The sequence below is a fragment of the Elusimicrobiota bacterium genome, from assembly GCA_040757695.1.
In the GTDB taxonomy this organism is placed as follows: domain Bacteria; phylum Elusimicrobiota; class UBA8919; order UBA8919; family UBA8919; genus JBFLWK01.
The window spans coordinates 1-24,334 of sequence record JBFLWK010000029.1 but is presented as its reverse complement, the minus strand read 5'-3'; the positions used below and the strand labels follow the sequence as shown (position 1 = coordinate 24,334).

23 protein-coding genes and 1 tRNA gene are annotated in these 24,334 nt (G+C 33.9%); all 24 read left to right on the top strand.

What is annotated here, in order from left to right:
- Nucleotides 1-127 precede the first annotated feature (127 nt).
- On the top strand, nucleotides 128-1,600 hold the full coding sequence (locus AB1349_06820; GenBank protein ID MEW6557049.1) for a recombinase family protein: 1,473 nt from the start codon (nucleotides 128-130) through the stop codon (nucleotides 1,598-1,600).
- A 140-nt stretch (nucleotides 1,601-1,740) separates the two neighbouring features.
- Nucleotides 1,741-2,199, top strand: a complete 459-nt coding sequence (locus AB1349_06815; GenBank protein ID MEW6557048.1) for a hypothetical protein — start codon at nucleotides 1,741-1,743, stop codon at nucleotides 2,197-2,199.
- Nucleotides 2,200-2,350: 151 nt separating this feature from the next.
- Nucleotides 2,351-3,331 (top strand): redox-regulated ATPase YchF, encoded by a 981-nt coding sequence (ychF, locus tag AB1349_06810; protein MEW6557047.1) that lies wholly within the window; start codon nucleotides 2,351-2,353, stop codon nucleotides 3,329-3,331.
- Nucleotides 3,332-3,335: 4 nt separating this feature from the next.
- Nucleotides 3,336-3,408: transfer RNA gene (locus AB1349_06805), tRNA-Ala, on the top strand.
- A 46-nt stretch (nucleotides 3,409-3,454) separates the two neighbouring features.
- Nucleotides 3,455-4,564: a DNA-processing protein DprA gene (gene dprA / locus AB1349_06800; protein MEW6557046.1), complete on the top strand. Its 1,110-nt coding sequence runs from the start codon at nucleotides 3,455-3,457 to the stop codon at nucleotides 4,562-4,564.
- 95 nt (nucleotides 4,565-4,659) lie between these two features.
- Nucleotides 4,660-6,684, top strand: a complete 2,025-nt coding sequence (topA, locus tag AB1349_06795; GenBank protein MEW6557045.1) for a type I DNA topoisomerase — start codon at nucleotides 4,660-4,662, stop codon at nucleotides 6,682-6,684.
- Entirely contained in the window at nucleotides 6,665-7,543 is an 879-nt protein-coding gene (gene xerA, locus AB1349_06790) for a site-specific tyrosine recombinase/integron integrase (protein ID MEW6557044.1), read from the top strand. Before topA ends, xerA begins: the two co-directional genes overlap by 20 nt.
- A gap of 132 nt (nucleotides 7,544-7,675) precedes the next feature.
- Entirely contained in the window at nucleotides 7,676-8,677 is a 1,002-nt protein-coding gene (locus AB1349_06785) for a hypothetical protein (protein ID MEW6557043.1), read from the top strand.
- Complete coding sequence (gene rpsB / locus AB1349_06780) at nucleotides 8,670-9,497, top strand: 30S ribosomal protein S2 (protein ID MEW6557042.1); 828 nt, start codon at nucleotides 8,670-8,672, stop codon at nucleotides 9,495-9,497. The genes AB1349_06785 and rpsB overlap by 8 nt, the downstream gene beginning before the upstream one ends.
- A gap of 106 nt (nucleotides 9,498-9,603) precedes the next feature.
- Nucleotides 9,604-10,215 (top strand): translation elongation factor Ts, encoded by a 612-nt coding sequence (locus tag AB1349_06775; protein ID MEW6557041.1) that lies wholly within the window; start codon nucleotides 9,604-9,606, stop codon nucleotides 10,213-10,215.
- A gap of 124 nt (nucleotides 10,216-10,339) precedes the next feature.
- The gene (pyrH, locus tag AB1349_06770) at nucleotides 10,340-11,038 is read left to right on the top strand and encodes a UMP kinase (protein ID MEW6557040.1); all 699 of its coding nucleotides are present in this window, start codon (nucleotides 10,340-10,342) and stop codon (nucleotides 11,036-11,038) included.
- Nucleotides 11,039-11,125: 87 nt separating this feature from the next.
- Nucleotides 11,126-11,683 (top strand): ribosome recycling factor, encoded by a 558-nt coding sequence (gene frr, locus AB1349_06765; GenBank protein MEW6557039.1) that lies wholly within the window; start codon nucleotides 11,126-11,128, stop codon nucleotides 11,681-11,683.
- Nucleotides 11,684-11,693: 10 nt separating this feature from the next.
- Nucleotides 11,694-12,374 (top strand): isoprenyl transferase, encoded by a 681-nt coding sequence (locus AB1349_06760; protein ID MEW6557038.1) that lies wholly within the window; start codon nucleotides 11,694-11,696, stop codon nucleotides 12,372-12,374.
- Nucleotides 12,375-12,444: 70 nt separating this feature from the next.
- The gene (locus tag AB1349_06755; protein ID MEW6557037.1) at nucleotides 12,445-13,260 is read left to right on the top strand and encodes a phosphatidate cytidylyltransferase; all 816 of its coding nucleotides are present in this window, start codon (nucleotides 12,445-12,447) and stop codon (nucleotides 13,258-13,260) included.
- Entirely contained in the window at nucleotides 13,261-14,343 is a 1,083-nt protein-coding gene (gene dxr / locus AB1349_06750) for a 1-deoxy-D-xylulose-5-phosphate reductoisomerase (GenBank protein MEW6557036.1), read from the top strand.
- A gap of 82 nt (nucleotides 14,344-14,425) precedes the next feature.
- Nucleotides 14,426-15,559 carry an RIP metalloprotease RseP gene (gene rseP, locus AB1349_06745; protein ID MEW6557035.1) on the top strand — a complete coding sequence of 378 codons (1,134 nt, stop codon included), beginning with the start codon at nucleotides 14,426-14,428 and terminating at the stop codon, nucleotides 15,557-15,559.
- The gene (locus AB1349_06740; protein MEW6557034.1) at nucleotides 15,556-15,864 is read left to right on the top strand and encodes a UPF0758 domain-containing protein; all 309 of its coding nucleotides are present in this window, start codon (nucleotides 15,556-15,558) and stop codon (nucleotides 15,862-15,864) included. Before rseP ends, AB1349_06740 begins: the two co-directional genes overlap by 4 nt.
- Nucleotides 15,854-19,360: an N-6 DNA methylase gene (locus tag AB1349_06735; protein MEW6557033.1), complete on the top strand. Its 3,507-nt coding sequence runs from the start codon at nucleotides 15,854-15,856 to the stop codon at nucleotides 19,358-19,360. Before AB1349_06740 ends, AB1349_06735 begins: the two co-directional genes overlap by 11 nt.
- A 5-nt stretch (nucleotides 19,361-19,365) precedes the next feature.
- Nucleotides 19,366-19,782, top strand: coding sequence for a secondary thiamine-phosphate synthase enzyme YjbQ (locus AB1349_06730; GenBank protein MEW6557032.1), 417 nt, complete (start codon nucleotides 19,366-19,368; stop codon nucleotides 19,780-19,782).
- Nucleotides 19,783-19,852: 70 nt separating this feature from the next.
- Complete coding sequence (locus AB1349_06725) at nucleotides 19,853-21,313, top strand: transglutaminase domain-containing protein (GenBank protein ID MEW6557031.1); 1,461 nt, start codon at nucleotides 19,853-19,855, stop codon at nucleotides 21,311-21,313.
- 5 nt (nucleotides 21,314-21,318) lie between these two features.
- Nucleotides 21,319-22,071 carry a DUF72 domain-containing protein gene (locus tag AB1349_06720; protein MEW6557030.1) on the top strand — a complete coding sequence of 251 codons (753 nt, stop codon included), beginning with the start codon at nucleotides 21,319-21,321 and terminating at the stop codon, nucleotides 22,069-22,071.
- The gene (locus AB1349_06715) at nucleotides 22,052-22,567 is read left to right on the top strand and encodes a YfcE family phosphodiesterase (protein ID MEW6557029.1); all 516 of its coding nucleotides are present in this window, start codon (nucleotides 22,052-22,054) and stop codon (nucleotides 22,565-22,567) included. Before AB1349_06720 ends, AB1349_06715 begins: the two co-directional genes overlap by 20 nt.
- 46 nt (nucleotides 22,568-22,613) lie before the next feature.
- The gene (locus AB1349_06710; protein ID MEW6557028.1) at nucleotides 22,614-24,053 is read left to right on the top strand and encodes an N-6 DNA methylase; all 1,440 of its coding nucleotides are present in this window, start codon (nucleotides 22,614-22,616) and stop codon (nucleotides 24,051-24,053) included.
- A 9-nt stretch (nucleotides 24,054-24,062) separates the two neighbouring features.
- Nucleotides 24,063-24,230 (top strand): hypothetical protein, encoded by a 168-nt coding sequence (locus AB1349_06705; GenBank protein MEW6557027.1) that lies wholly within the window; start codon nucleotides 24,063-24,065, stop codon nucleotides 24,228-24,230.
- The last annotated feature ends 104 nt before the right edge of the window (nucleotides 24,231-24,334 follow it).

The following is a 24,334-nucleotide window of genomic DNA, read 5'->3' as shown; positions in this document are numbered from 1 at the left end:
TCTCAGGTAAAACAAGTGCGGAAATGTTTAAAAATTGCATAGGTATGCGGTAGTTGAAACACTAAAAAAGGGGTGGTAGTCAACAAATTAAACCTCCCTTTTGTCCAATAAGCTCGTGGGTAGCACAATGTTACAAAATATAGAAAAATGTAAGATAAATACGGTGATGTGCACTGCTCTTGATAGAATGTTCAGGTCAACGAAGGATTTATTGAGTTTTATTGATGATTATGTTAAGAAATATGAAATTGATTTCATATGCCTAAAGGAAAGATTTGATACTACTACTGCACAGGGTAGAGCATTTATGACAATCACAGGAGCAATGGCTGAATTTGAAAGGGCGATTAACTCACAGAGAAGCAAAGCAAGTGCACGGGCAAGAGCAGAGAGGGGTCTTTGGGTTGGTGGACAGATATTAGGCTATGATTTGCCTACCGAGAAATCGCAGAAAGGAATTTTAATTCCAAATGAAAAAGAGGCAGGAGTAGTGAATGCTTGTATGGATATATATTTATCTGTTGGTTCTGTTGCGGAAACTTGCAAAGTTGCGAACAGTCAGGGATATAGAACGAAAGAGTATACTGGGAGAGATGGAAAAATTCATCCCGAGAAGGAATTTACCTATTCAGCAATGAGAAATTTATTAGCAAATCAGACATACATCGGAAAGAAAGAGATAAATAAGAGAAGAAGTTATTTGCCTAAAGAAAAACTCCCAGAAGAAGAAAGATATCACATTATAGATGGTGTATGGCAACCGATAGTATCTGAAGATAAATTTTTGGCTGTTCAAAAACTAATTCAGTCAAATGAAAAAACCAAACACAATGGAGTTGATTATACTTTACACATAAAGCAGGATGGACAGATTGTAAAAACACTTCATAGACATAATTACATTTTCAATTGTGGGCTAATATACTGTGACAAATGTGGAACTGAGATGGAAGGTTGTGCAAGGACTGGTGCAAATAATACTCGCTATTATTATTATCGCTGTAAAAATAGGGAATGCAGATTCAAGATACCTTCTGATGAAATTGAGACGATAGTAAAGGATAGAATAAAAAATCCGGCATTAAAAGACAAAACACTTGACAGAATCGTAGATTTGACAAATAGGAGATTACAGGAAGAATTACCGAATTTGAAAAAACAACAGAAATTATTAGAGGACGAACTTAATGAAATTAAGTCCCTTGCTGAAGGGATTATTCGTAAGTATTTGAATACAATATCTGGAGATGGAAACATTTTTATACAAGAAAAACTTGGTGAATTAGCAAAAAGAAGAGAACAGATTGAGCAAGCAATAGAAACCCTGAAATTGATGGTTGAAGATATACAGAAAGATATGGTTGAAAAGGAAATTGTAAGACAGGCATTGGTGAGTTTTGATGAGGTTTTTGGAGAAATCCCACCATATCAACAGAAACAACTGTTATCAATAGTAGTAGGACAGATAAGGGTATCTGAAGATTTTTTGAAATTAGGATTGACAGACAAACCTGAAAATGTTAAAATAAGTGAGTTAGTAAAGACGGGCATTACACAGGAAGCAATTCATCAAGCCCGCATGTTTGATTTTATCGTCTGACATTTTGTGTTTGATATGTCTCCCCTATACTACTAATTGCTAGAGATATTCCTATTAAAGCGGGAAATAAAAATTGGTGATAAATAGATAAAAGAATTTAAAATTAAAATTATGAGTAAAAAGTTAACTGCGGGAAACATATGCCATATATTTTATTTCATGATTATTTTCCTGATATAGCAGAACGAGAAACACGCACCATCACTGTGCTTGAGAACTCGCCATGGGATTTACCTCCGGCACACTATTCACCGCTTGAAATGTACTGTGATGAACCCGGTTGTGATTGCAGACGGGTATTTTTTTATGTCACATCTTCACTGACTAACCATGTGGTGGCTGTTGTCGCTTATGGATGGGAAAGTCCTGAGTTCTATGCAAAAGGGATGGGAGATGATGATACAGCAGTCATAAACGAATTAAAAGGTCCTGCTCTAAATTTTGGTAGTCCTCAATCAGATATTGCCCCTAAAATTTTGGATATGATACAAAAGGTTGTTCTTCAGGACCAATCTTATATTCAAAGCCTGAAAACACACTACTGGATGTTTAGACATCGTATTGATACAAAAGCAAAACAGAAAACAAAAAAGAGATAATTTAAGAGAAAGATGACTTATAAAGTGAACAAGAAAGTTGCCATTAATATTGGTGAAATCTGTGGTGCAATGGAAGCTAATTCTATGGAGATTAAGTACATAGGTAATAACTTTCTCGCTGTAATCACTGCGATGAAGTCGCTTGTCTTGTATGCAAATCGGGATTATTGGATTGCCGAATGTAGGGAAGTCAACACTTTTTAATGCACTTACCAATGCGCATGTTGGGGTTGCCGATTACCCATTTACAACTATTGAGCCCAATGTAGGTATTGTTTCTGTACCTGATACTCGGCTGACAAAACTTGGCGAACTTTACAAACCAGAAAAACTTACACCAACCACAATCAAGTTTGTAGATATAGCAGGGCTTGTAAAAGGTGCCTCAAAAGGTGAAGGGCTTGGGAATAAATTTCTTTCGCATATAAGAGAAATGGATGCGTTAGTTCAGGTGGTTGGTTGTTTCCGAGAAAACGCTTCTATTGTTGATGAAATTGAAATTATAAAAACTGAACTTTTTCTTGCTGATTTAGAAGTTGTTGTAAAACGAATTTCTGCAATTGCTTCACGAGCAAAATGCGGGATTAAAGAAGCAAAAGAAGAACTTGAGATTCTGTATAAAATTAAATCTGATATTGAAATAGGACAAATGTCCAAATTAGAACTTGCTGATATAAAATTGCTTTCTTCAATTCCAGTAGTTTATATTGCGAATGTAAAAGAGACAAATTACAAATTACAAATTACAAATTACAAATTGATTCCAATAAATGCAAAACTTGAAGAAGAACTTTTAGAACTTTCAACCGACGACAAAAAAGAGTTGAGTCTAAACTCAGAATTAGATAAACTGATACTTGCAAGTTACAAACTGCTTGATTTAATCATATTCTATACGACTGTTGGAACTGAAATCCGCGCATGGCAGATAAAGAAAGGTACAACTGCCCAGAAATCAGCAGGTAAAATCCATACTGATTTTGAAAAGAATTTTATCAGGGCAGAGGTATTCAATTTTGCTGAACTTGAAAAATACGGTTCTGAAAAGATACTTCATGAAAAAGGACTCGTCGCTACCGAAGGCAAGGACTATATAGTTAAAGATGGTGATATTTTAAGAATAAAAATTTGATAATGGGGCTGTAGCTCAATTGGGAGAGCGTATCGTTCGCAACGATGAGGTTACCGGTTCAATCCCGGTCAGCTCCATTTTTTGTATTTGACTTTTTATGAAATTATAGTATAATATATCATTATGTCTGCCGAGTTAGAATCCTGGATTTTGTTAAACCAGATTTCTGTTATAGGTCCTGTCAGGTTTAAAAAACTGATAGATTTTTTTGGTACCGCTTCAAAAGTATTATCTGTATCCGAAAACGAACTTTTACAGGTTGAAGGAATAGAACCAAAAACTGCCAAAATAATCGCTGAAGAAAGAAACAAGATTGATGTCCAGAAGGAGATTAAAGAAGCAGAAAAAAATGGGTTCCAAATTATCGCGGCTTTTATGGATAACTATCCACAAACATTAAAGACGATTTATGATTATCCGCCGGTGCTTTATACCAAAGGTAATATTTCCGAACGGGATGCTATTGCAGTTGCGATTGTTGGCACAAGACGGCTTACTACATATGGGAAAATGGTATGTGAATATCTGACACGGGAACTGGTAAATGCAGGGATTACAATAGTTAGTGGGCTTGCTCGTGGGATTGATACTGTTGCGCATCAAACTGCGGTTTCAGAAAAAGGCCGAACAATTGCTGTTTTAGGGAATGGGCTGTCGTATCATTATCCACCTGAAAACAGGAAGCTTGAAGACAGAATTGCAGAAAATGGTGCTGTAATTTCGGAGTTCCCATTGCATACCAAGCCAGACAGACAAAATTTTCCGAGACGGAATCGGCTAATCAGTGGACTTTCGCTTGGTGTTGTAGTGGTTGAAGCAGACGAAAAAAGTGGTGCGTTGATAACTGCCAAATCAGCGATAGAGCAAGGCAGAGATGTATTTGCAATACCGGGCAGTATTTTTTCTAAATACTCAAAAGGACCCAATACACTTATAAAAGAAGGTGCAAAACTTGTTTCAGGAGTTGATGATATAATAAACGAAATCAACATATTAAAAAATTTTGTTGAGAAAACCAGAAAGAATCTTAAAGTTATCGCCGAGCATAAAAAGTTAGACGAAAAAACAGATACGGTTTGGAATACAATCGCCTTTGAACCGGTTCATATTGATATAATATCTGAAAAAACAAATATGCCAGTTGAAAAACTTTCAGTAATTCTTTTAGAACTTGTGATGGATGGTTTGGTCTCAGAATTACCAGGCAAAATGTATGTTAGAAAGGCAGGTTAAAGGTGAAAGGTGAAAGGTGAAAGGTTAAAACGTGAACTAATAGTTCACACCTACTTTTTCTTTTTCCGTGTTTCCGTGTTTCCGTGGTAAAAAAAATGAATAAGCCACTTGTGATTGTTGAATCGCCGACTAAAGCAAAAATGATAACCAGTTTTCTAAAAGGTAAGTTTAATGTTCTGGCTTCTATGGGACATATTCGCGATTTGCCGCAGAGAGAACTTGGGGTTGATATAAAAAACAATTTTCAGCCGTCATATAAAATTCTATCAGGTAAAGAAGATATAATGAAAAGAATTGTTGATACGATAAAAACATCGCCGGAAGTATATATTGCGACTGATTACGACCGTGAAGGTGAAGCGATTGGCTGGCATATTGTAGAAACTGCCAAAGTTGATACAAACAGAATTAAACGAATTGTGTTTCATGAAATCACATCGGCCGCAATTGAGGAAGCAATAAAAAATCCACGCAAAATTGATATAGCACTTGTAGATGCCCAGCAGTCCAGACGAATTTTAGACCGGCTTGTTGGTTATCAGATAAGCCCGCTATTAGGCAAGAACATACGAAAAGGATTATCAGCCGGCAGGGTGCAGTCTGTAGCACTTCGGCTAGTTGTAGAACGAGAAACCGAAATACAAAATTTTAAGTCACAGGAGTATTGGACGATTTCAGCTCAACTTAATAAGAGCGGTCAATCATTTAATGCAGATTTGATTGCCAAAGGTGAGAAAAAATATCAGGTATCGGTGAGTCATCAATTATTTGCCGAAAAGTATACAGTAAAAACAACAACTATAAAAACTGAAGCAGAAGCCCAACAAATAATTGATGACTTATCAGGCAAAAATTTTATAGTTTCTTCTGTAAAAAAAACGGAACGGATAAGGAACCCGCAACCACCGTTTATGACCTCTACACTTCAGCGTGAAGCAGTTAACAAATTAGGTTTTGATTCTAACAAAACGATGCGTATTGCCCAGAAATTGTATGAAAACGGATTTATTACTTATATGAGAACCGATTCGCTGGATGTTTCCAAAGTTGCCCAAAAACAGGCATCTGAGTATATTATTAAAAATTTCGGGAATAAGTATTTGCCAGCAAAGCAGCGTATCTACAAGACCAAAAGTAAATCCGCACAGGAGGCACACGAAGCAATAAGGCCTACTGATGTTGCAAAGACGGCAGGAATGCTCAAACTTGAAAAAGAGGAGGGGGGTGAACGGAAACTTTATGAACTGATATGGTTAAGATTTGTCGCAAGCCAGATGGCGTCTGCAATGGTTGAATCTGTATCTGTAGATATACATGCAGGCGAATATGTGTTTCATGCAACAGGTTCATCTATAAAATTTGATGGCTACTTAAAAGTTTATAAAGAAGATGAAAAAGAACTGATACTGCCTGCTCTAACCGAAGGTGACAAACTTGTAGCCGATAAAATTATTCCGAAACAACATTTTACAGAACCACCGCCAAGATACAACGAGGCATCGCTTATAAAAACATTAGAAGAAAAAGGGATTGGCAGACCTTCAACATATGCGCCAACAATCGCAACTCTTAAAAAGAGGGACTATGTAAAAATGGAAAAATTGAAATTTATTCCGCAAGAAATCGGGTTTACCGTCACCGATATTCTGAAAAAGTATTTTATTGATATTATTGACCTGAGCTTTACCGCAGGAATGGAGAATAAACTTGATAAGATAGCGGAAGGTAAAGTAAAATGGAAAGATATGTTGACTGAATTTTATACACCTTTTTCTGAAACATTAAAGAATGCAGAAGCGAATATAACAAATGTTAAACAGGTACAGGCAACCGACGAAAAATGTCCGAAATGTAACTCACCAATGGTGATTCGTGTAGGCAGATTCGGACGATTTATGGCATGTTCAAATTTTCCTAAATGCAGATATACAATCTCTATTGATAAAGATGGAAAAAAAATTATACCTGAAAAAACTGATGAAAAATGTTCAAAATGCGGTAAACCAATGATAGTGAGAAATGGTCGGCGTGGTAAATTTCTGGCATGCAGCGCTTACCCGAAATGTAGAAACACTAAAAATATAGAAAAAGGAAAACTGAATGAAAACCAAACCGAATGAATATATAGAAAATTTTATACAGTTCTTGAAAATCCAAAAAAATATCTCGCCTAATACCGAACTGGCATACAGACGGGATTTAGAGCAATTTTATAAATTTTTAGATAGAAAAAAAAAGGCGCTTAAATCGGTTGATAAATTTACTATCAGAGATTATATTGCTAGTATTTTACAGCCAGTTGAAAAAAAATCAAGCATAATAAGAAAAATGGCAACATTACGCGGTTTTTTTGGTTTTTTTGTAAAATGTAAATTATTCAAAATTTCACCGATGGATTTGATTGTTATACCTAAAAAAGAAAAGCATCTGCCAGGTTTTTTAACACAAACTGAAATCAATCTTTTGCTATCAGTTCCTGATGTTTCAACTATTTTGGGTTTACGAGACAGAGCGATTTTAGAATTGTTATATTCATCAGGGTTGCGTATCTCTGAACTAACCGGTGCTAACAGAACCGATATTGACTATCTTTCAGGCATAATCAAAGTAACAGGTAAAGGTTTGAAACAACGAATCATACCCGTCGGTGATTCTGCAATAGATATTATCAGAAAATATCTGAAAATGCGGAAGGATATTTCACCCTCACTATTTGTTGATTACAAAGACCATAGATTATCAGCAAGATGGATACAAAAAATGGTAAAAAAATATCTGAAAAAAACAGATATTTTAAAAAAAATTACACCACATTCTATAAGGCATACTTTTGCAACACATCTGCTTGACGCCGGCTGCGATATAAGAAGTGTTCAGGAAATGCTCGGACATAAAAATCTGGCAACTACACAGATTTATACACATATAACACCAACAAAAATGAAGAAGGTCTACGATAGAGTTCATCCAAGAGCATAGTCGGCGATAATATTAGTTCAAGCATAGAAATTATAGCCACGAATGGACACAAATTTACACGAAAAATTAGTGTTTATTCGTGTTAATTCGTGGTTACGCAGTTTTCTTGTTAATGCTTAATCCTGTATTTATATGCCAGACAATCTCCATTTAATAATGGAAGAAACCGGTTGTGATGAAGGACAGGCACATCTCGCACTTACTTTATGTAATTTTGATGTCTTAAAATCTATCTCCCGAATCTTTGATTTATTAAAAGATATTACAGTTGTAAAAGGTAAATTTTATACATATGGTAACCATCTGTATGGAATATTCACAATAACAGTTGATAAAAAACATCAGCGGCATTTAAGTACAAAAGCAGTGATAACATATAATCCAAAAATTTATGAAACGGATTTGCAACAGAACTGGTATGAATATGAAAAAAAACTTTACGCAACCCGACTTTCGTCAGGCAGTATTTCTGACCTGTCATTGAATATTGAGTCCAAAATAGTAGACGAAATTTTAGATGAATACAACGAAAGTTTTTTTTCCGCAATAAAAGAAAATAATGTTATAGAAGTAGCGGATATTTTAGAAGATATTTTGAGGGAACCATTAAAGACAACCGCAATCAATTTTGAGATTTTGTTAGAAGAGTTAAATCTTACACAGTTTAAAAAGATATCAGATAAAAATAAAAGTATTCCGCAACAACTGGAGTTTGAATTTAATGAGTACAGTGTCAATTTCGCCGAACCGCTCTCTCTGGATGTTGTTCCTGTATCTTGTAATGGTGCATCAATAAGAGCATCTATTCTTATGCCAGGTGACGAAATTGCAGTTCTGATAAATGATGACAGGGATATTGCACAGTATTTAAGCAAACTTTTAGGCGGAATAAGTGCAAACGGTACCGTATCACTGCCGGTTAAAATCCAAGAGATTTATAAAAGTAAAGACGATTTAACAATTATTGCTCGGCTTGCTACCGGTGTCGTAGGTAAATCAATCGTTTCAGAAGAAACACCTGTAACTGTAATATCGTGGACGAAAAGAAGTGGATTTTTTAACCGTATTGTTTTCAGATTTTACTTGATTTTTTCAAAAATGGTTGAGAAAATAAGGAGGGTAAAAAATGAGTAGTGTATCAATGAAAGGTTTATTGGAAGCTGGTGTCCATTTCGGACATCAAACAAGTCAATGGAATCCTAAAATGTCAAAGTTTATCTTTGGCGCAAGAAACAAGGTTCATATTATTGATCTTGCCAAGACGATAAAAGAACTTAGAAAGGCTTGCAAGTTTATTAGAGATATCGCATCAACGGGTGCGCCTGTTTTATTCGTTGGTACAAAACATCAGGCACAGGAAATTATAAAAAATGAAGCAACAAAATGTTCTGCCTTTTATATTATTTCCAGATGGCTTGGTGGTACACTGACAAATTTTGAAACAATCAAAAAAAACATAGCACGACTTAATGAACTTGAAAAGATGAAAGAAGAAGGGATTCTTGATAAATTGCCAAAAAAAGAGGTGTCCAGATTGACTAAAGAAATGAAAAAATTACAGACGATGCTTTCCGGTATAAAAAACATGCAAACACTACCAGGTGTGCTGTTTGTCGTTGACCCTGTTACTGAAAAAACTGCTGTAAATGAAGCACATCGGCTGAAAATCCCGGTTGTTGCAGTATGCGATACCAATAGTGACCCGGATATTGTTGATTATTGTATTCCCGGAAATGACGATGCTATAAAATCAATCAGTATGCTTGTCAGTATTATAGCAGATGCTGTGATAGAAGGCAAATCAGCAATCAAGAATGAAACTGAAAGCATAGCAGTTGAAGAAAGGTTTTCGTCTGACAAAGAATTACCAATAATAGATGACAAAGAAACTATTCCACAGCAGGAAAGTATCCCGGATATAGAAGAACCGAGAAAAACAGATAAGATAGAATGAAATGACACAGGTGTATAGTGTAGTGCTCCTAACATTTTTTGTATTTGCCGTAGTTTGGAATTTGGAGTTTGGAATTTAGAATTTGTCGTTATATCAGGGGGATATGATGAGTGAAGTAAAAATAACAGGTGAAATGGTTGCTAAATTAAGAGAAAAAACAGGATGTGGTGTGTTGGATTGTAAACAGGCATTGATTGAAACAGAAGGTGATGAAGAAAAAGCAATAGTAAAATTGCGTGAAAAAGGAATTGCGGCTGCAACACAGAAGGCAACAAGAACAACAAAAGAGGGCTTGATATTTTCGTATATCCATCCTGGCACTAAATTAGGTGTGTTGCTGGAATTAAATTGTGAGACAGATTTTGTCGCCAAAACAGCAGATTTCCAGAATCTTGGCAAAGAACTCGCAATGCAGATTGCAGCCGCTTCTCCATCTGTTGTAAGTAAAGAAAATATCGCTAATGATGAGTTAGAAAAAGAGAAAACAATATTGAAAACGCAAGCATTAAAAGAAAGTAAGCCTGAAAAAGTTGTTGAAAAAATAGTGTTAGGTCGGCTGGAAAAATTTTACGAACGAACCTGTCTGCTTGAACAGCCATACATAAGAGATACTACTGGCAAAAAGAAGGTGAAAGAACTTATAACAGAAACGATTGCTAAACTTGGCGAAAATATTACAGTTGGAAGGTTTGCGAGATTTAAAATCGGCGAAGAGTAAAACAACGCAGATTATCGCAGACGTCGTTCCCACGAAGGTGGGAATCCATAGATTCCCGTTTACACGGGAATGACATGCGGCAATTAGCGTTCAGTTGATGTCAAATCAGCGTAAATCAGCGATTATGTATAAAAAAATCGTTCTGAAATTATCCGGAGAATCACTTGGCAAAAACGGTAGAGGAATTGATTTCACTGCGGTTGATAAAATTATCGCGGAACTGATTCCTGTCTACAAAAAAGGTGTTTCTGTCGGAATTGTAATTGGTGGCGGGAATATATGGCGTGGTACTGTTGATGGTAAATTTATTGATAGAACATCTGCAGATTATATAGGTATCACTGCAACGCTTGTTAATGGTATGGTTTTGTGTGAACGATTGAAAACAAAAGGCATTCTAGCAAAAGTGTTTTCACCATTTGCAGTTGGCAGCTTTTTACCTCAGTTCACAGTTGAAAATATAGAAAACGCGTGGAAAAATAAAAATGTCGTAATTATGGTGGGCGGTACAGGCGAACCACATTTCACAACAGATACTGCAGCCGCTGTGTTCGCGATTAAAACAAAAGCAGAAATAATACTTAAAGCAACCAATGTTGACGGTATCTATTCTGATGACCCGAAAAAAAATCCAGCTGCCAAACTGCTGAAAAAAATTACATTTGATGAAGTTATAAAAAACAATCTTAAAGTGATGGACACTTCGGCATTCTCACTCTGCCGCCAGCATGGTATCAAAATTGTAGTTTTTAATTTTAATAAAAAAGAAAGTATACTAAAAGCAGTTTGTGGCAAAAAAATCGGTTCAGTAATCAGCAGTTAGATAAACTGCCACAGAAGCACACAGAAAAACACAGAAAAGTTCAGTGTAATTCTGTGAAATTCAGTAGCTTGTTTGGTGGAGGTAAAAATGTCTAAACAGATTCTAATCCAGACGGAAGACAAAATGAAAAGAACTGTAGAACATTTAAAAACGGAATTATTAATACTTAAAACAGGTCGCGCAACACCAACAGTGTTAGATACTGTAAAGGTCAAATACTATGATACTGATTTGCCAGTGAATCAAGTAGCCAGTATCTCAATCCCAGAGCCACGACTAATAATGCTTACACCGTGGGATAAAAATGTTTTGCCTGAACTTGAAAAGGCAATACTTAAAGCAGACATAGGTATCACACCGCAAAATGATGGCAAGGTTATACGGCTGCCAATCCCACAACTTACTGAAGAACGCCGAAAAGAGATTATCAAGACAGCAAAAAAAATTGCTGAAGACCATAAGATTGAATTAAGAAACGAACGAAGAGATGCAGTAGAACTTGTTAAAAAAAGTTTTACAGAAAAGCAAATTACCGAAGATGAAAAATTCAAATACCAGGACGAACTTCAGAAAACTACAGAAAATTATATTAAAAAAACAGACGAACTCCTAAACCAGAAAGAAAAAGAAATAATGAATTTTTAATTTTTAATTAATGTTGATACCGAAACATATAGCAATCATAATGGATGGTAATGGCAGATGGGCAAAAAAAAGAGGACTACCTCGTCTCGCAGGGCATCGCGCAGGTGTTAAAGCAGTTGAAAAGATAGTAAAAACCGCTAACGAGCTTGGAATCTCTGTTTTGACTTTATACGCATTTTCAACTGAAAACTGGTTAAGACCTAAAAACGAAATCAAAGGGCTGTTCAAGGTATTAAAAATTTTTTTACAAAAAAAATTACCAAAACTAGTCAAAAATAATATCCGACTAAAAGTTATTGGCGATATTTCAAAATTACCATCAGATATTGTAAATGATATAACAAAAGCAGTTCAGTTAACTTCCAAAAATACAGGGCTGATATTGAATATCGCATTAAATTATGGAGGCCGTCAGGAAATCGTTGCTGCTGTAAATAAAATTCTCGTATCCGATATAAAAAAAATAGACGAGCAAATGTTTGAAAAATATATCTATACTGAAGGATTGCCTGACCCGGATTTGATAATAAGAACCTCAGGCGAAAACCGGATCTCTAATTTTTTAATCTGGCAATCTGCATATTCAGAGTTTTATACAACGGATGTGTTATGGCCTGATTTCTCAAAACAGGATTTAATAAGCGCAATCGCTGAATACCAAAAACGAAACAGACGGTTCGGTGGCTTGTAAAAAAGCAAATGGGTGAATAGTATGGCTATGGACGAAGGTTTTCCTAACCATCTAACTATCTGTTGTTATTATGTTCAATAGAATCATTATAGCAGTATGCCTGATTCCTATCGTAGTATTCATAACTTATCTTGGATATATCCCGTTTTTGGTGCTTGTATGTGGAGTTAGTTTTCTGGCTGCCTGCGAGTTCTGGGAGCTCGTCAGCAAAATGGAGTTCTACCCACGTAAAATATTCGGAAGTATCTTTATAATCCTGATTTTACTTTCGGTTTTTTTTAGCGGTTCTAAACTTGGTGCATTTGTTTCAAATGAAACAACTACACTGATATTTACATTCGGAGTTCTGCTTCTTTTTGTTTATGAAATAATAAAACATCATATTCAAACAGCACTGCCATCACTTGCAATTACATTTTTAGGGATTATCTATCTTGGCTGGCTGCCTGCACATCTTCTGCTTTTAAGAGATTTTAGACCGGATGGATTCAGGTTCACAATACTGCTTTTTATAACTGTATGGATTTCGGATTCGGCTGCTTATTTTTTTGGTTCTGTATATGGTTCTTACCGACTTTCTGTGATAAGTCCGAAAAAATCTGTAGAAGGTGCGATTGCATCTGTAATTGCATCAATCTGTGTGATAATGATAGCAAAGATATTCTTTGTGAATTTCCTGAAGCCTGTTGATGTATTCCTGCTCGGGTTTCTGACAAGTGCGTCAGGTCAGTTTGGTGATTTAGCCGAGTCATTAATAAAACGGTCTGCCGGCGTTAAGGATTCCTCTACACTACTCGGTAATCACGGCGGTATTCTTGATAAACTTGATAGTTTTATATTCGCCGCACCTGTCTTTTACTATTACCTGAAATTTTTTGTTGTCTAAATGGTAAAAATTTCTGTTATCGGTTCCACTGGCTCAATCGGTACATCCGCACTTGATGTTATATCACACCTGAACAATGTAAAAATCGTCGGGCTTTCAGCCAATAAAAATATCGCACTCCTTAAAAAACAAGCAAAAAAATTTAAACCTGAAATTATTGCTACAGGTTCTGATGGCTTGAATAATATCGCAATGATTGAACAGGCGGATATTGTGCTGATTGCAGTTGTAGGCGCTGCAGGACTTAAACCACTTATAAATGCAATAGAATTAAAGAAAAAAATTGCACTCGCAAATAAAGAAGCACTTGTTATAGCAGGCGATTTAATAACAAAACTGCTTGAAAAATATCACGCTGAAATAATACCCGTTGATAGCGAACATTCGGCAATTTTTCAATGTATTGACGGTAAAAACGGAAAAGAAATTTCTAAAATAATTCTGACTGCTTCCGGCGGGCCATTTAGAAATTATTCTTGGACAAAACTTGCAAAAGTAAAAATAAAAGATGTGCTGAAACATCCTACATGGAAAATGGGAAAAAAAATTACCGTGGATTCTGCTACGCTTATCAATAAAGGGTTTGAAGTGATTGAGGCACATTATCTGTTTGGGATTCCGTATGAAAAAATAAAGGTTGTTGTCCATCCGCAGTCAATAGTTCACAGCGCAGTTGAGTTTATTGATGGCTCAATTATTACACAAATGAGTAATACTGATATGCGGCTCCCAATACAGTATGCATTAACATATCCTGAACGAAAAAAATCACCGGTTAAAAAACTGGATTTGACATCCGTAGGCAAACTTGAATTTTTTAGATTACCGAGTAAGAATTTTCCTTGTTTTGAACTTGCAATGTTTTCAGCAAAAATCGGCGGCACAATGCCAACTGTTCTTAATGCTGCTAATGAAATTGCAGTCAAAAAATTTTTGGATGGTCAGATTCAATTTTTACAGATTCCAAAAATTATAGAAAAAGCGATAAAAAAACATAAAGTAATAAAAAATCCTGATTTGAAAACTATATTAGATGTAGATTTTGAAACAAGAAAATTTGTAGAAATGGAGGGAATAGAATAAAGATGCGAGGGCATATCCAGAATTTATTCTGGATGGTTATGCCCGAAGCATCAAACCACAATGTGAGCGAGGCGAAAAAAAAATGACAATTCTATTGAGTATATTTGCAGTTGCGGTGATGTTCGGATTTGTGATAATGATTCATGAATTCGGACATTTTATCATTGCAAAAAAATTGAAAGTAAAAGTTTTGAATTTTTCATTCGGGTTCGGACCTGAACTTTTTGGCTGGACTGGAAAAAAAATTTCATTCACTATCTGGCGCAAGCAAAAACAAGATATTGAACAGGCAGGGAATGGGACCAGATATTCTGTCCGACCTATCCCATTCGGTGGTTTCGTAAAAATGGCTGGTGAAGAAATTGATGAAGTAAAAGGCGAACCTGACGAATTTTTTGCAAAAAAATGGTATGAACGAATAGGTATCGTTGTAGCTGGACCTGTGATGAACTATATTTCTGCATTTTTTATTTTTTTGGTTATTATCTCAATCTGGGGAATTCAATATCAGCGGCCTGTAATAAAATTGGTAGAAAAAAATTCGCCTGCGTATATCTCAGGATTAAAAGCCGGCGATGAAATTACTGCGATTGATGGCAATAAAATTGAAGATGCACAAATGGTATCAAGAACAGTGAAGGCATCCGCCGGCAAAGAATTAAATTTTTCAGTTAAAAGAGAATCTGAAATGTTTGATATAAAAATTATACCACAGTATGATAAACGTCTAAAAACATCAAGAATAGGAATTGTCTACGATATGTCTTCAGAGCCTATTGTGGTAAAAGTTGGATTTATCAAAGCGATTAAAGAATCGGTTAACAATATAGTTTTCTGGACGGTCGTGCCATTAAAGTTTCTTGCAATGAAACTTTTAATGTGGGAAGCACCTTCAGAAGTTGCAGGTCCTATCGGAATTATGCAGGCAGCGTATTTTGCTGCAAAACTTGGTATAAAAACATTCCTTAATTTTATAGCGATTGTCTCAGTAGCACTCGGAATGTTCAATCTTTTCCCGATGCCATTGGTAGATGGCGGACATATTATATTTTATCTGTATGAAGGGCTTTCAAGAAAAAAATTGAACAAAAAAGTTATCCAGTTCGCAAACTCCGTCGGGTTCGCACTTCTAATCACAATTGCACTCTATGCTACATATCAGGATATCTTAAGAGCCAAAAGCGGTTTCTGGAAACAAACAGAACAAGTAAAATGAAAAAAGAAAAAGAGCACAAATGGAAACATCCCGGCGGTAAATTGTTAGAATTAGGTGCTGATAAATTAAGTGATGCTGAACTTTTAGCAATAATAATTTCAACTGGCATTAGAGGTAAATCCGCAGAAAAAATTGCTGATGAACTTTTAGCAAAATATGGTTCTTATAAAGGTATGGCAAACCAACCGCTGAAAAAATTTCTTAAAATAAAAGGTCTTGGAGATGTAAAAATAATAAGAATTGCTGCTTGTTTTGAAATTGCACGGCGAATTGTTCATCAAGTAATAGAGGAATATGAAAAGTAAAATTGAATATAAAAAATCAATAACAATTAGCCCGTTTGATATTTCAACATATAAAACTGAGAGAACAGGTGTTGCTATTTTAATGCACTGGATGCGCGAAATTATTGAAGAAAAAAATCTTGATTTGGGTTTACCAGATGTTGAAACATCCGCTGATGACAAAAAAATGCCTGACGCTGTAATTTATGAGTCAAGAAAAAGTCAAAATGTTCTCTGTGTTATAGAAGCAAAAAAACCTTATTTTGATGTTTTTGATGAGAAAGAACTTAAAAAACCTGCTTGGGAAAAGGCAAATAAAAGAAAAGCGAGATACTTTGCTTTAACAAATTTTCAGAAACTGATTTGGTTTAATACTGAAAAAGTTAATGCCCAAAAACCAGAGAAAGAACAAGTTATTGAAAAATATAATCTTTCCGAAATTGAAAATCTTGATAACATTGAAGAACCAAGATACAGTAACTCAATAAAAAAAGAATTAGAAAAATTTCTAACCAAACTTTACTATGTCTCTACCGGAAAAGAGCCCGAACCTAAAATTGCAGTTGATGAATGGTTAATTTATCGTCTCCAAGAAAAGATAACAAGATTGTCTTGCTATTATAGAACGATTATTGAAGACAAATGCCACAAAGATATAGATTTTTCTAAAAAACTTCAGAAATGGTTTATTGAACAGAGCTGGAGTTTTGCTTGGCAACCAGCAGATTTTGATAAAGTCGCTCGTCAAACCGCTTACCTGCTTGTCAATAAAATACTCTTTTACGATTTGTTACAAGCGAAGCGTCCAGAAGAAATACCACCCTTAAATATTCCTCCAGGATTTGTTCGTGGTTCTCATTTACAGAAGGTACTGCAGACATATTTTGAGGAAGTTTTAAGAATTGATTATCAGACAATTTATAAGACAGATTTTATTGATGAAGTTGCATTTCCTGACTCCAAAGAGGTTATAAAAGAAATAGATATTTTAATTGCAATTTTAAGACAATACGATTTTTCAAAAATCGGTTATGACATTATCGGCAGAATTTTTGAACGGCTTATTCCACCAACCGAAAGACATAATTTAGGACAATATTTTACAAGTCCTGATGTCGTTGACTTGATTTTGAAGTTTTGTCTAAAACATGAAACAGACAAAGTTTTTGACCCTTCTTGTGGCACGGGAACTTTTTTGGTTCGTGCATACAAGCATAAACAAATGATGAATCAGCAACTTACTCATCAGGATATTTTAAATTCGTTGTATGGAACTGACATTGCAAAATTTCCCGCACATCTTGCAACTATAAATCTTGCTATAAATGATTTGTCAACTAACGAAAATTATCCACAGATTTTTAATGAGGACTTTTTTGCATTATCTCCTTTTGGAACTAATAGTTTGAAATATCAAAACAATAGTGATTTTATAGTTAAAGAAAATGCTCGGTCAAAATATGTTGTTTCTTTTGGTGATAAAAAAATTGTAATTGAATATCCAAGAAGTGTAGATTGTATCGTCGGTAACCCACCGTATACACGCCAGGAAGAAATTTCAGAGATTGTTTCTGGAGATGAAAAATATAAAGAGGATTTAATTGAAAAATCTCAATATGATGGTTCCGTGAAAATGGCAGATATCTCAAAACGGGCAGGTATTCATGCATACTTTTTTGTTCACGGTACAAAATTCTTAAAAGATGGTGGAAAGTTTGGTTTCATAGTTTCTAATTCCTGGTTAGATGTTGATTATGGAAAAGGACTTCAGGAATTTTTCTTAAAGAACTATAAAATTATCACAATCATTGAATCAAAAACAGAACGATGGTTTGAAGAAGCAGATGTAAATACCTGTATTGTAATTTTAGAAAAATGCAAAGATGAAAAAGAACGAAATGAAAATATAGTCAGATTTGTTTGTCTTAAAAAACCGCTGAGATATTTTGTTCCACCTGCACAGGATATTTGGGAAAAACAGTTAAACCGACTGAATTCTATTGATAAACTCTTAAAAACAATTTTTGCTCATTCAGAATTTTACCAAAACGATGATTTAAGAATTTTTCCCAAAAAGCAATCAGAACTCTGGCAGGAAGGTTTTGATGTAAAACAAAACCAGTATGTCGGTGCTAAATGGGGTAAATACCTGCGTGCGCCAGAAATATTTTTTAAGATTTTAGAAAAAGGAAAAGATAAGTTTGTTCTGTTAAAAGAATTGGCCGATGTGAGATTCGGAATTAAAACAGGTGCAAACGAATTTTTTTATCTTACAGAAGACGAAATTAAAGAAAAAGGTATAGAAAAAGAGTTTTGGATGCATAAAGACAAAAAAGGTAAATGGATACCAAATTATGTTATTAAATCTCCTCGTGAATGTAAATCCATTGTAGTAAATCCAAAAGATTTAAAATATAGAGTGTTAATGATTCATAAAAATAAAAATGCCCTCAAAGGTACAAACATCTTGAAATATATTGAAAAAGGTGAAGAAAAAGGTTTTCATGAAAGACCGACCTGTGCAAGTAGAAACAAATGGTATGAACTTGACGAGTTCAATCCACAAATTATATGGTGGGTAAATATTGGCGAAAGGTTCGCTTGCTTTGAAAACAAATCAAAATGTTTCGTAGATAAAATGTTTTATGGTATATTCCCAAAAGATAAAAAATTAAGTAAAACATTTTTAGCGTTACTAAATTCAACCCTTCAACTTCTTATCATTGAAAATACAGGACAAGAACTTACAGGTGCGTTAACATTTCTTACTCATGATGTATGGATGGTTGAAATTTTACCTTTCTTAAATCCCTTAAAAATAAATAAGCAACATATTAATGCTATTCTAAATTCGTTCAGAAATATAGCCAAACGACCTGCTGGATTTTTATATCAGGAACTCGGTGCCAATTCTCCATCAGAGGTTTTGCTTGACAAGATAAAATCAGACCGTCGGGAACTTGACAAAATTGTTATGGGTGAGATTTTGGGCTTATCTGATGAGGAACAACTTGAAGTATATCGTGCTGTGGTTGATTTGGTAAAGTCCCGTATTGAAAAAGCAAAAAGTTTTGGAAAACCCCAAAAAACGATTGGTGGTATTGATATTAATTTATTGGTTAAAACGGTAATGGTAAAAATTGGAGAAAACACTCTTGGTAAGTTTTACAGAGAAAAAATTTTGAGCCAAAAATCACTTTATACAAAAAAATTGCCTGAAAAATCAGATGAAATAAAAATTGAAAAAGAACTTTTTGACTGGCGACTTTACTCAGGGAAAAAACATGTTAAATGTTCTTCTGAAATAGAAGCAAAATACTTAAAGGTTTGGATAGAATCAGGTTTTGATACCATAAAAATCCCTCAAAATATAAATTATCTTAAAAAGATATTACCTGAATTGCTTACACTTAAAAAAAATATTGACAAAATTGTTGATGAATATTTAAGTTCAATTATTGATATAAAAACACGGGTACAAGTATCTCATCAACTCTTGAAGGAAATAACAAAATAAATTTTATGAAATTCTTTACTGAACATTTGTGGTTCAATACGAAAAATAAAATTGAGTTTGTAAATATTACTGATAAGGTTGAGGAATTGGTAAGAAAAAGTGGTATAAAAGAAGGGCTTTGCCTTGTTAATGCGATGCATATTACTTCAAGCGTTTTTATCAATGATGAGGAAGAAGGGCTTAAAGGCGATTTTAAGGAATGGCTTGAAAAACTTGCGCCAACTTCGCCAGAAAAGTATAAGCATAATCTAACAGGCGAAAACAATGCGCATGCCCATTTGAAAAGAACAATTATGGGACGAGAAGTCGTAATTGCAATAACGAATGGGAAACTTGATTTTGGCCCCTGGGAACAGATTTTTTACGGCGAGTTTGACGGTCAACGTCGGGAACGTGTTTTGGTAAAAATCATTGGAGAATAAAAAACATTATCATATTAGCGATAATATGAATATCACATTAGCGACAATGTGATAATAATGTGATAATAAAATGATATATAAAATAGTAATTTTATTTTGTGTATTATTACTGTCTGTTGATGCTACTCTCCTCTTTGCATATATGGGTGGGAGATTGAGTTTTGTTGATTTATCTTTATATGATGTTCGGTATAAAACGAATTCTGAACAGGGATGGTTTCTGCTCTATACAAGAAAAAATCGGCTATTAGATAATTCGCTATTTTTAAAATGGCAGTATAAATATCATTCAGATATTCGTAATAATTTGGCATACCAGCCTGAATATGGTATAGGTATTTTTTATTTGCCAGGTGTTTTTTCTGTTGAAACTGATTTTGAACCTCAACCTGCTACATATCTATCAGTTAGAACAGTTCAGCAGTTTTCAGTTAATAGATTTCTTACTGACGGGTTGGCTGTAAAAAGTGCTGCCAGATTTAATCTCGGCAGTAACCCTGAATTTGGGCTTTTGGGTGATTATGCATCCGGAGCGTTTACTCATCTCCAGATGGATTATGGGCTTAATTATATTCAAGAACTTTTTCCTGGTAGTTCAATGGAATTAGATTTTTCAGATATATTTAGAACTTCTGCATACTTTCCAATGGATATTTTCAGAAATACAGAAATAGGTGCAGGTTTCAAAAACAAATACTTGGGTCTCAAATATATCTATCCGCTTGTTTTTGAATTGATAAAAGATAAGTATCCATATCAGGATAAGCGAGTACAGATAAATTTGAAAAAAAATTGGGCAGAATATGATATGCAACTTGAATCTGTTTTTCAGCAGAAACGAAATTGGTACTCAATCAGTGCAGGCAAACAATTAAAATCTATTTATTTAAAAAGTTATATCTCAAAAACTAATAAAAATATCACAGGTGGAATTTGTGTTTCCTTGGGGCTTGATACTTTAGCATTTAATCCATATATTCATAGAGATTCTGTTAATGATAAATTACAAAATTTTGCATATACCGAGAATAAAAACACTCTGCCAGCAAATATTGATACATATTCATTAGAGCAACTTAAATCAACAATCAATACACCTCAGCAGGCGGAAGAATATGTCTACAATTATATTGATTATGCAGACGACCATAATGACTTTTCAGGCTTAACTAAAATGTATGACCCGAATTATGTTTTTAATAATAAACGAGGTAACTGTACCGAACAAGCCCGTCTACAGGCATTTTTGCTTGACGATAACGGATACGATATGAGAATTGTAGGACATATCAGCCATAGATGGGCACATACAATTCTGTATTATAAGGATTTATCAACAGGTAGATGGAAATGCGTGGATAATACACAAGGTAAAGAGTATTATAGTGATGGTGATAGTATTGTAGAATTGCAAAATATAGTGTATCCTGCATGGCTCAGTATCGTTGTTAAAGATAAAAATGCTAAAGGGCTCTATCAGGTAGATAGCGAGACAAAATGGTATATCCAAGATTGGTTTAATAATCAATAAAAACAATGATAAAAATTGGGTGTTGCGGATATCCAATAGCAAGAAATAAATACTATAAACATTTTGATTGTATAGAAATAAATTCTACTTTTTATCAGTTACCAGAATTAAAAACTGCAGAAAAATGGCGAAATGAAGCTCCGTCAAATTTTGAATTCATAATGAAAAGCTGGCAACTTATTACTCATTCTGCGAACTCGTTTACCTATAGAAGATTGAGAGAAAAGATAGATACCAGCAAGAAAAAAAACTACGGCTATTTCAAGAATACCAAAGAAGTTTTTGATGCATGGAAACGAACAAAAGAGTTCGCTGTAAAACTTGGCTGCCAGAAAATTGTGTTTCAATGTCCGGCAAGTTTCAAGCCGACAGATGAAAATCTAAATTGTATTCAAGGATTTTTTAAAAAGATACATTCCAACAGGGAAAAGTATAATTTTAAGTTTATTTTAGAAGTCCGTGGCGAAAACTGGACTGAAAAAATCGTCAGTCAACTATGTAAAAAGTTGAATTTGGTTCACTGTGTAGACCCATTGTATGCAGAACCAGTTTTTGGAATGTTCAGATACTATCGGCTACACGGGCTTCATATTGGAAATAAACTTGATTACAACTATAAGTATTCAGATAAAGAATTGGAAGAGATTTTGACTTTATGCGATGAACCACTTAATTATGTAATGTTCAATAACTCAAATATGTTGGGAGATGCGTCAGAGTTTAAGTCATTAGCAAAAAATGAAAATCGGATTGATTAGCGATACGCATGGAAATATTGATTATCTAACAGAAGCTGTTGAACGACTGCTAAACGATTACGGTGTAGAAACACTTGTGTTTTTAGGTGATGAGTGCGAAGATATTGAACCGGTAAAAAATATGTTCAAAGAAGTTATCTGGGTTCCCGGTGTTTTCTGTTCGCATTATAAGGATAAAAATATACCACATCGGTTAATTAAGGAATTTGACAAAGTAAAAATTCTTATTACACATACGCCATCGTCGCACCCTAACGATTTTAATGATGATATAAAACCGGAAAATGTAAAAGATATTGATATGGTATTTTATGGACATACACATATCCCAAAAATTGAAGAAAAAGAAAATGTAATATGGGTAAATCCCGGACATCTCAAAAGGGAAGATAAACGAGGCGCTAACCCGAGTTTTGGAATCGTTGATTTTGAAAAAAAAGAAATAAAAATTATAGATTTCATCACAGATAAAGAAATTTTACAAAAAAGGTTTTGAACCGAATCAAAATGGAAAAAGAATACTGGCAGATAAATACAGAAAAATGAATATCCAAATACAAATACTTGAACAAGAATCAAATCATAGAAGGCGAATTTTTGGGGAACATTTTACTTCCACAGCTATTTTTTACAAGTATATTTTACCATATATTAGAAAAGATTTGTACAAATATGTTTGGGTTGATTTATACGCTGGCGAAGGTAATTTGATTTTGCCGATATTAGATATAATCCCTAAAAATAAGAGATGTGAATTTTTTAATGAAAGAATTTATCTATTTGATATACAATATAATAATGTTAAAAAAGCAATTGAAAAAGCAGTTTTCTATGGCATTCCGACAAAAATTGCCGAGAGAAATATCACTCAACAAGATACTCTAAAAAACTTTCCTAAACAATTATTAAATTTTAAATATCCTTTATTTCATATTACAAATCCACCATATCTTTATATCGGTTATATTGTAAAACATGGCGGTAGAAACTTATCATATTTTCAGGGTGAAAATGAGGGGTATCAGGATCTTTACCAGATTGCTCTTATAAATGACGCCAAAAATTATTTAGATAAAATGATTTATATAATTCCATCAAATTTTTTATTTAGTGATTCTGGTTCAAATAAAATCCGAAAAGATTTCTTTAAGTTTTATGACATAAAAAAAATGTTTCTTTTTGAAGACAAAATTTTTGAACATACAGGAACCAATGTAGGTATTTTCTTTTTTGAAAAGAAAAAAATATTTGGTAATAGCAAAATTATTTTTTCTGGTGTTAAAATAAAAAGCGGTGATAAAAAGCAAAAAGAATATGTTTTAAAACCAGAAAACAATTATCGGATAGAAAGTAAATTTGAAAAATTTGTAAAAAATTATAAGTCAAGCAAGCCATTGAAAATTAAGTTTTATATTACAAATGATGATATAGTACAAAATAGAGGGCAAGAAACTGTGAAAGTGATAAATGCAAATAAGTATAATGGTAAAATTTATGAAAAAGAAGAAATTTATGTTTCCAATATCTTTAAGAAAGAGATTTTATCAAACAATTTATTTATCAGAACTGTTGATACGGGAAATTTAGATGGCAGAGTAGGTTTATATAATATAAAAGATGTTTTTGGGACTGATGGTATATATGCTGCCACTCCTTTTAGAACTCATCCAATCCAGATTTTTTTAACACCAATTTTAAATTGTAATAAACAAAAATTACTTTTGGATTATTTTAATATTTTATTGGAATATTTTAGAAAAATTGATGATAGTGAATTTATGACGACATTTAAATATTCAGAAGCAGAATATACAAGAAAATATTTAGGGTTAACAAAAGCAAAGCATCTCATTCAAACATTTCCTTTTTTGGAACTAATGGAAAATCAAAAAGAAGAATTTACAAAAATAATTAAGAGTAAAGATACGAAAGAATTGATAAAGTTTGTGTCACAAAATCACAGAAGTTTATCTTTATTTTAGAGAGGTATCATGAACAGTTGGATTAAAAAAAGTATTGAGTTGACTACGGGACAATTTTATCTTGATAATCTTTTAGAAATATATCCACCATATGAAACAAGTAGAGGATTAAGTGTTGATAAAGAAACCCAAAAATTGAAAAATTTTTACGATTATCGACCTGAAAAACGGCTATAAACACTGTTTTTTTGATACGGCTCGTCGGAACCACTATAAAATATATTTGCAAATTCATTCAAATCAAAGGTTTGACCTTTGAAATTGCTCTTTGAATTTTGAAA

Coding starts and splice junctions, on each gene's coding strand:
- AB1349_06775 (MEW6557041.1), top strand. CDS start 9,604: ATGAGTGAAGTAAAAATAACAGGTGAAATGGTTGCTAAATTAAGAGAA.
- AB1349_06815 (MEW6557048.1), top strand. CDS start 1,741: ATGCCATATATTTTATTTCATGATTATTTTCCTGATATAGCAGAACGA.
- rseP (MEW6557035.1), top strand. CDS start 14,426: ATGACAATTCTATTGAGTATATTTGCAGTTGCGGTGATGTTCGGATTT.
- dprA (MEW6557046.1), top strand. CDS start 3,455: ATGTCTGCCGAGTTAGAATCCTGGATTTTGTTAAACCAGATTTCTGTT.
- ychF (MEW6557047.1), top strand. CDS start 2,351: ATGCAAATCGGGATTATTGGATTGCCGAATGTAGGGAAGTCAACACTT.
- AB1349_06730 (MEW6557032.1), top strand. CDS start 19,366: ATGAAATTCTTTACTGAACATTTGTGGTTCAATACGAAAAATAAAATT.
- AB1349_06740 (MEW6557034.1), top strand. CDS start 15,556: ATGAAAAAAGAAAAAGAGCACAAATGGAAACATCCCGGCGGTAAATTG.
- AB1349_06715 (MEW6557029.1), top strand. CDS start 22,052: ATGAAAATCGGATTGATTAGCGATACGCATGGAAATATTGATTATCTA.
- topA (MEW6557045.1), top strand. CDS start 4,660: ATGAATAAGCCACTTGTGATTGTTGAATCGCCGACTAAAGCAAAAATG.
- AB1349_06725 (MEW6557031.1), top strand. CDS start 19,853: ATGATATATAAAATAGTAATTTTATTTTGTGTATTATTACTGTCTGTT.
- AB1349_06735 (MEW6557033.1), top strand. CDS start 15,854: ATGAAAAGTAAAATTGAATATAAAAAATCAATAACAATTAGCCCGTTT.
- AB1349_06720 (MEW6557030.1), top strand. CDS start 21,319: ATGATAAAAATTGGGTGTTGCGGATATCCAATAGCAAGAAATAAATAC.
- rpsB (MEW6557042.1), top strand. CDS start 8,670: ATGAGTAGTGTATCAATGAAAGGTTTATTGGAAGCTGGTGTCCATTTC.
- xerA (MEW6557044.1), top strand. CDS start 6,665: ATGAAAACCAAACCGAATGAATATATAGAAAATTTTATACAGTTCTTG.
- dxr (MEW6557036.1), top strand. CDS start 13,261: ATGGTAAAAATTTCTGTTATCGGTTCCACTGGCTCAATCGGTACATCC.
- AB1349_06705 (MEW6557027.1), top strand. CDS start 24,063: ATGAACAGTTGGATTAAAAAAAGTATTGAGTTGACTACGGGACAATTT.
- AB1349_06755 (MEW6557037.1), top strand. CDS start 12,445: ATGTTCAATAGAATCATTATAGCAGTATGCCTGATTCCTATCGTAGTA.
- AB1349_06710 (MEW6557028.1), top strand. CDS start 22,614: ATGAATATCCAAATACAAATACTTGAACAAGAATCAAATCATAGAAGG.
- AB1349_06785 (MEW6557043.1), top strand. CDS start 7,676: ATGCCAGACAATCTCCATTTAATAATGGAAGAAACCGGTTGTGATGAA.
- AB1349_06760 (MEW6557038.1), top strand. CDS start 11,694: ATGTTGATACCGAAACATATAGCAATCATAATGGATGGTAATGGCAGA.
- AB1349_06820 (MEW6557049.1), top strand. CDS start 128: ATGTTACAAAATATAGAAAAATGTAAGATAAATACGGTGATGTGCACT.
- pyrH (MEW6557040.1), top strand. CDS start 10,340: ATGTATAAAAAAATCGTTCTGAAATTATCCGGAGAATCACTTGGCAAA.
- frr (MEW6557039.1), top strand. CDS start 11,126: ATGTCTAAACAGATTCTAATCCAGACGGAAGACAAAATGAAAAGAACT.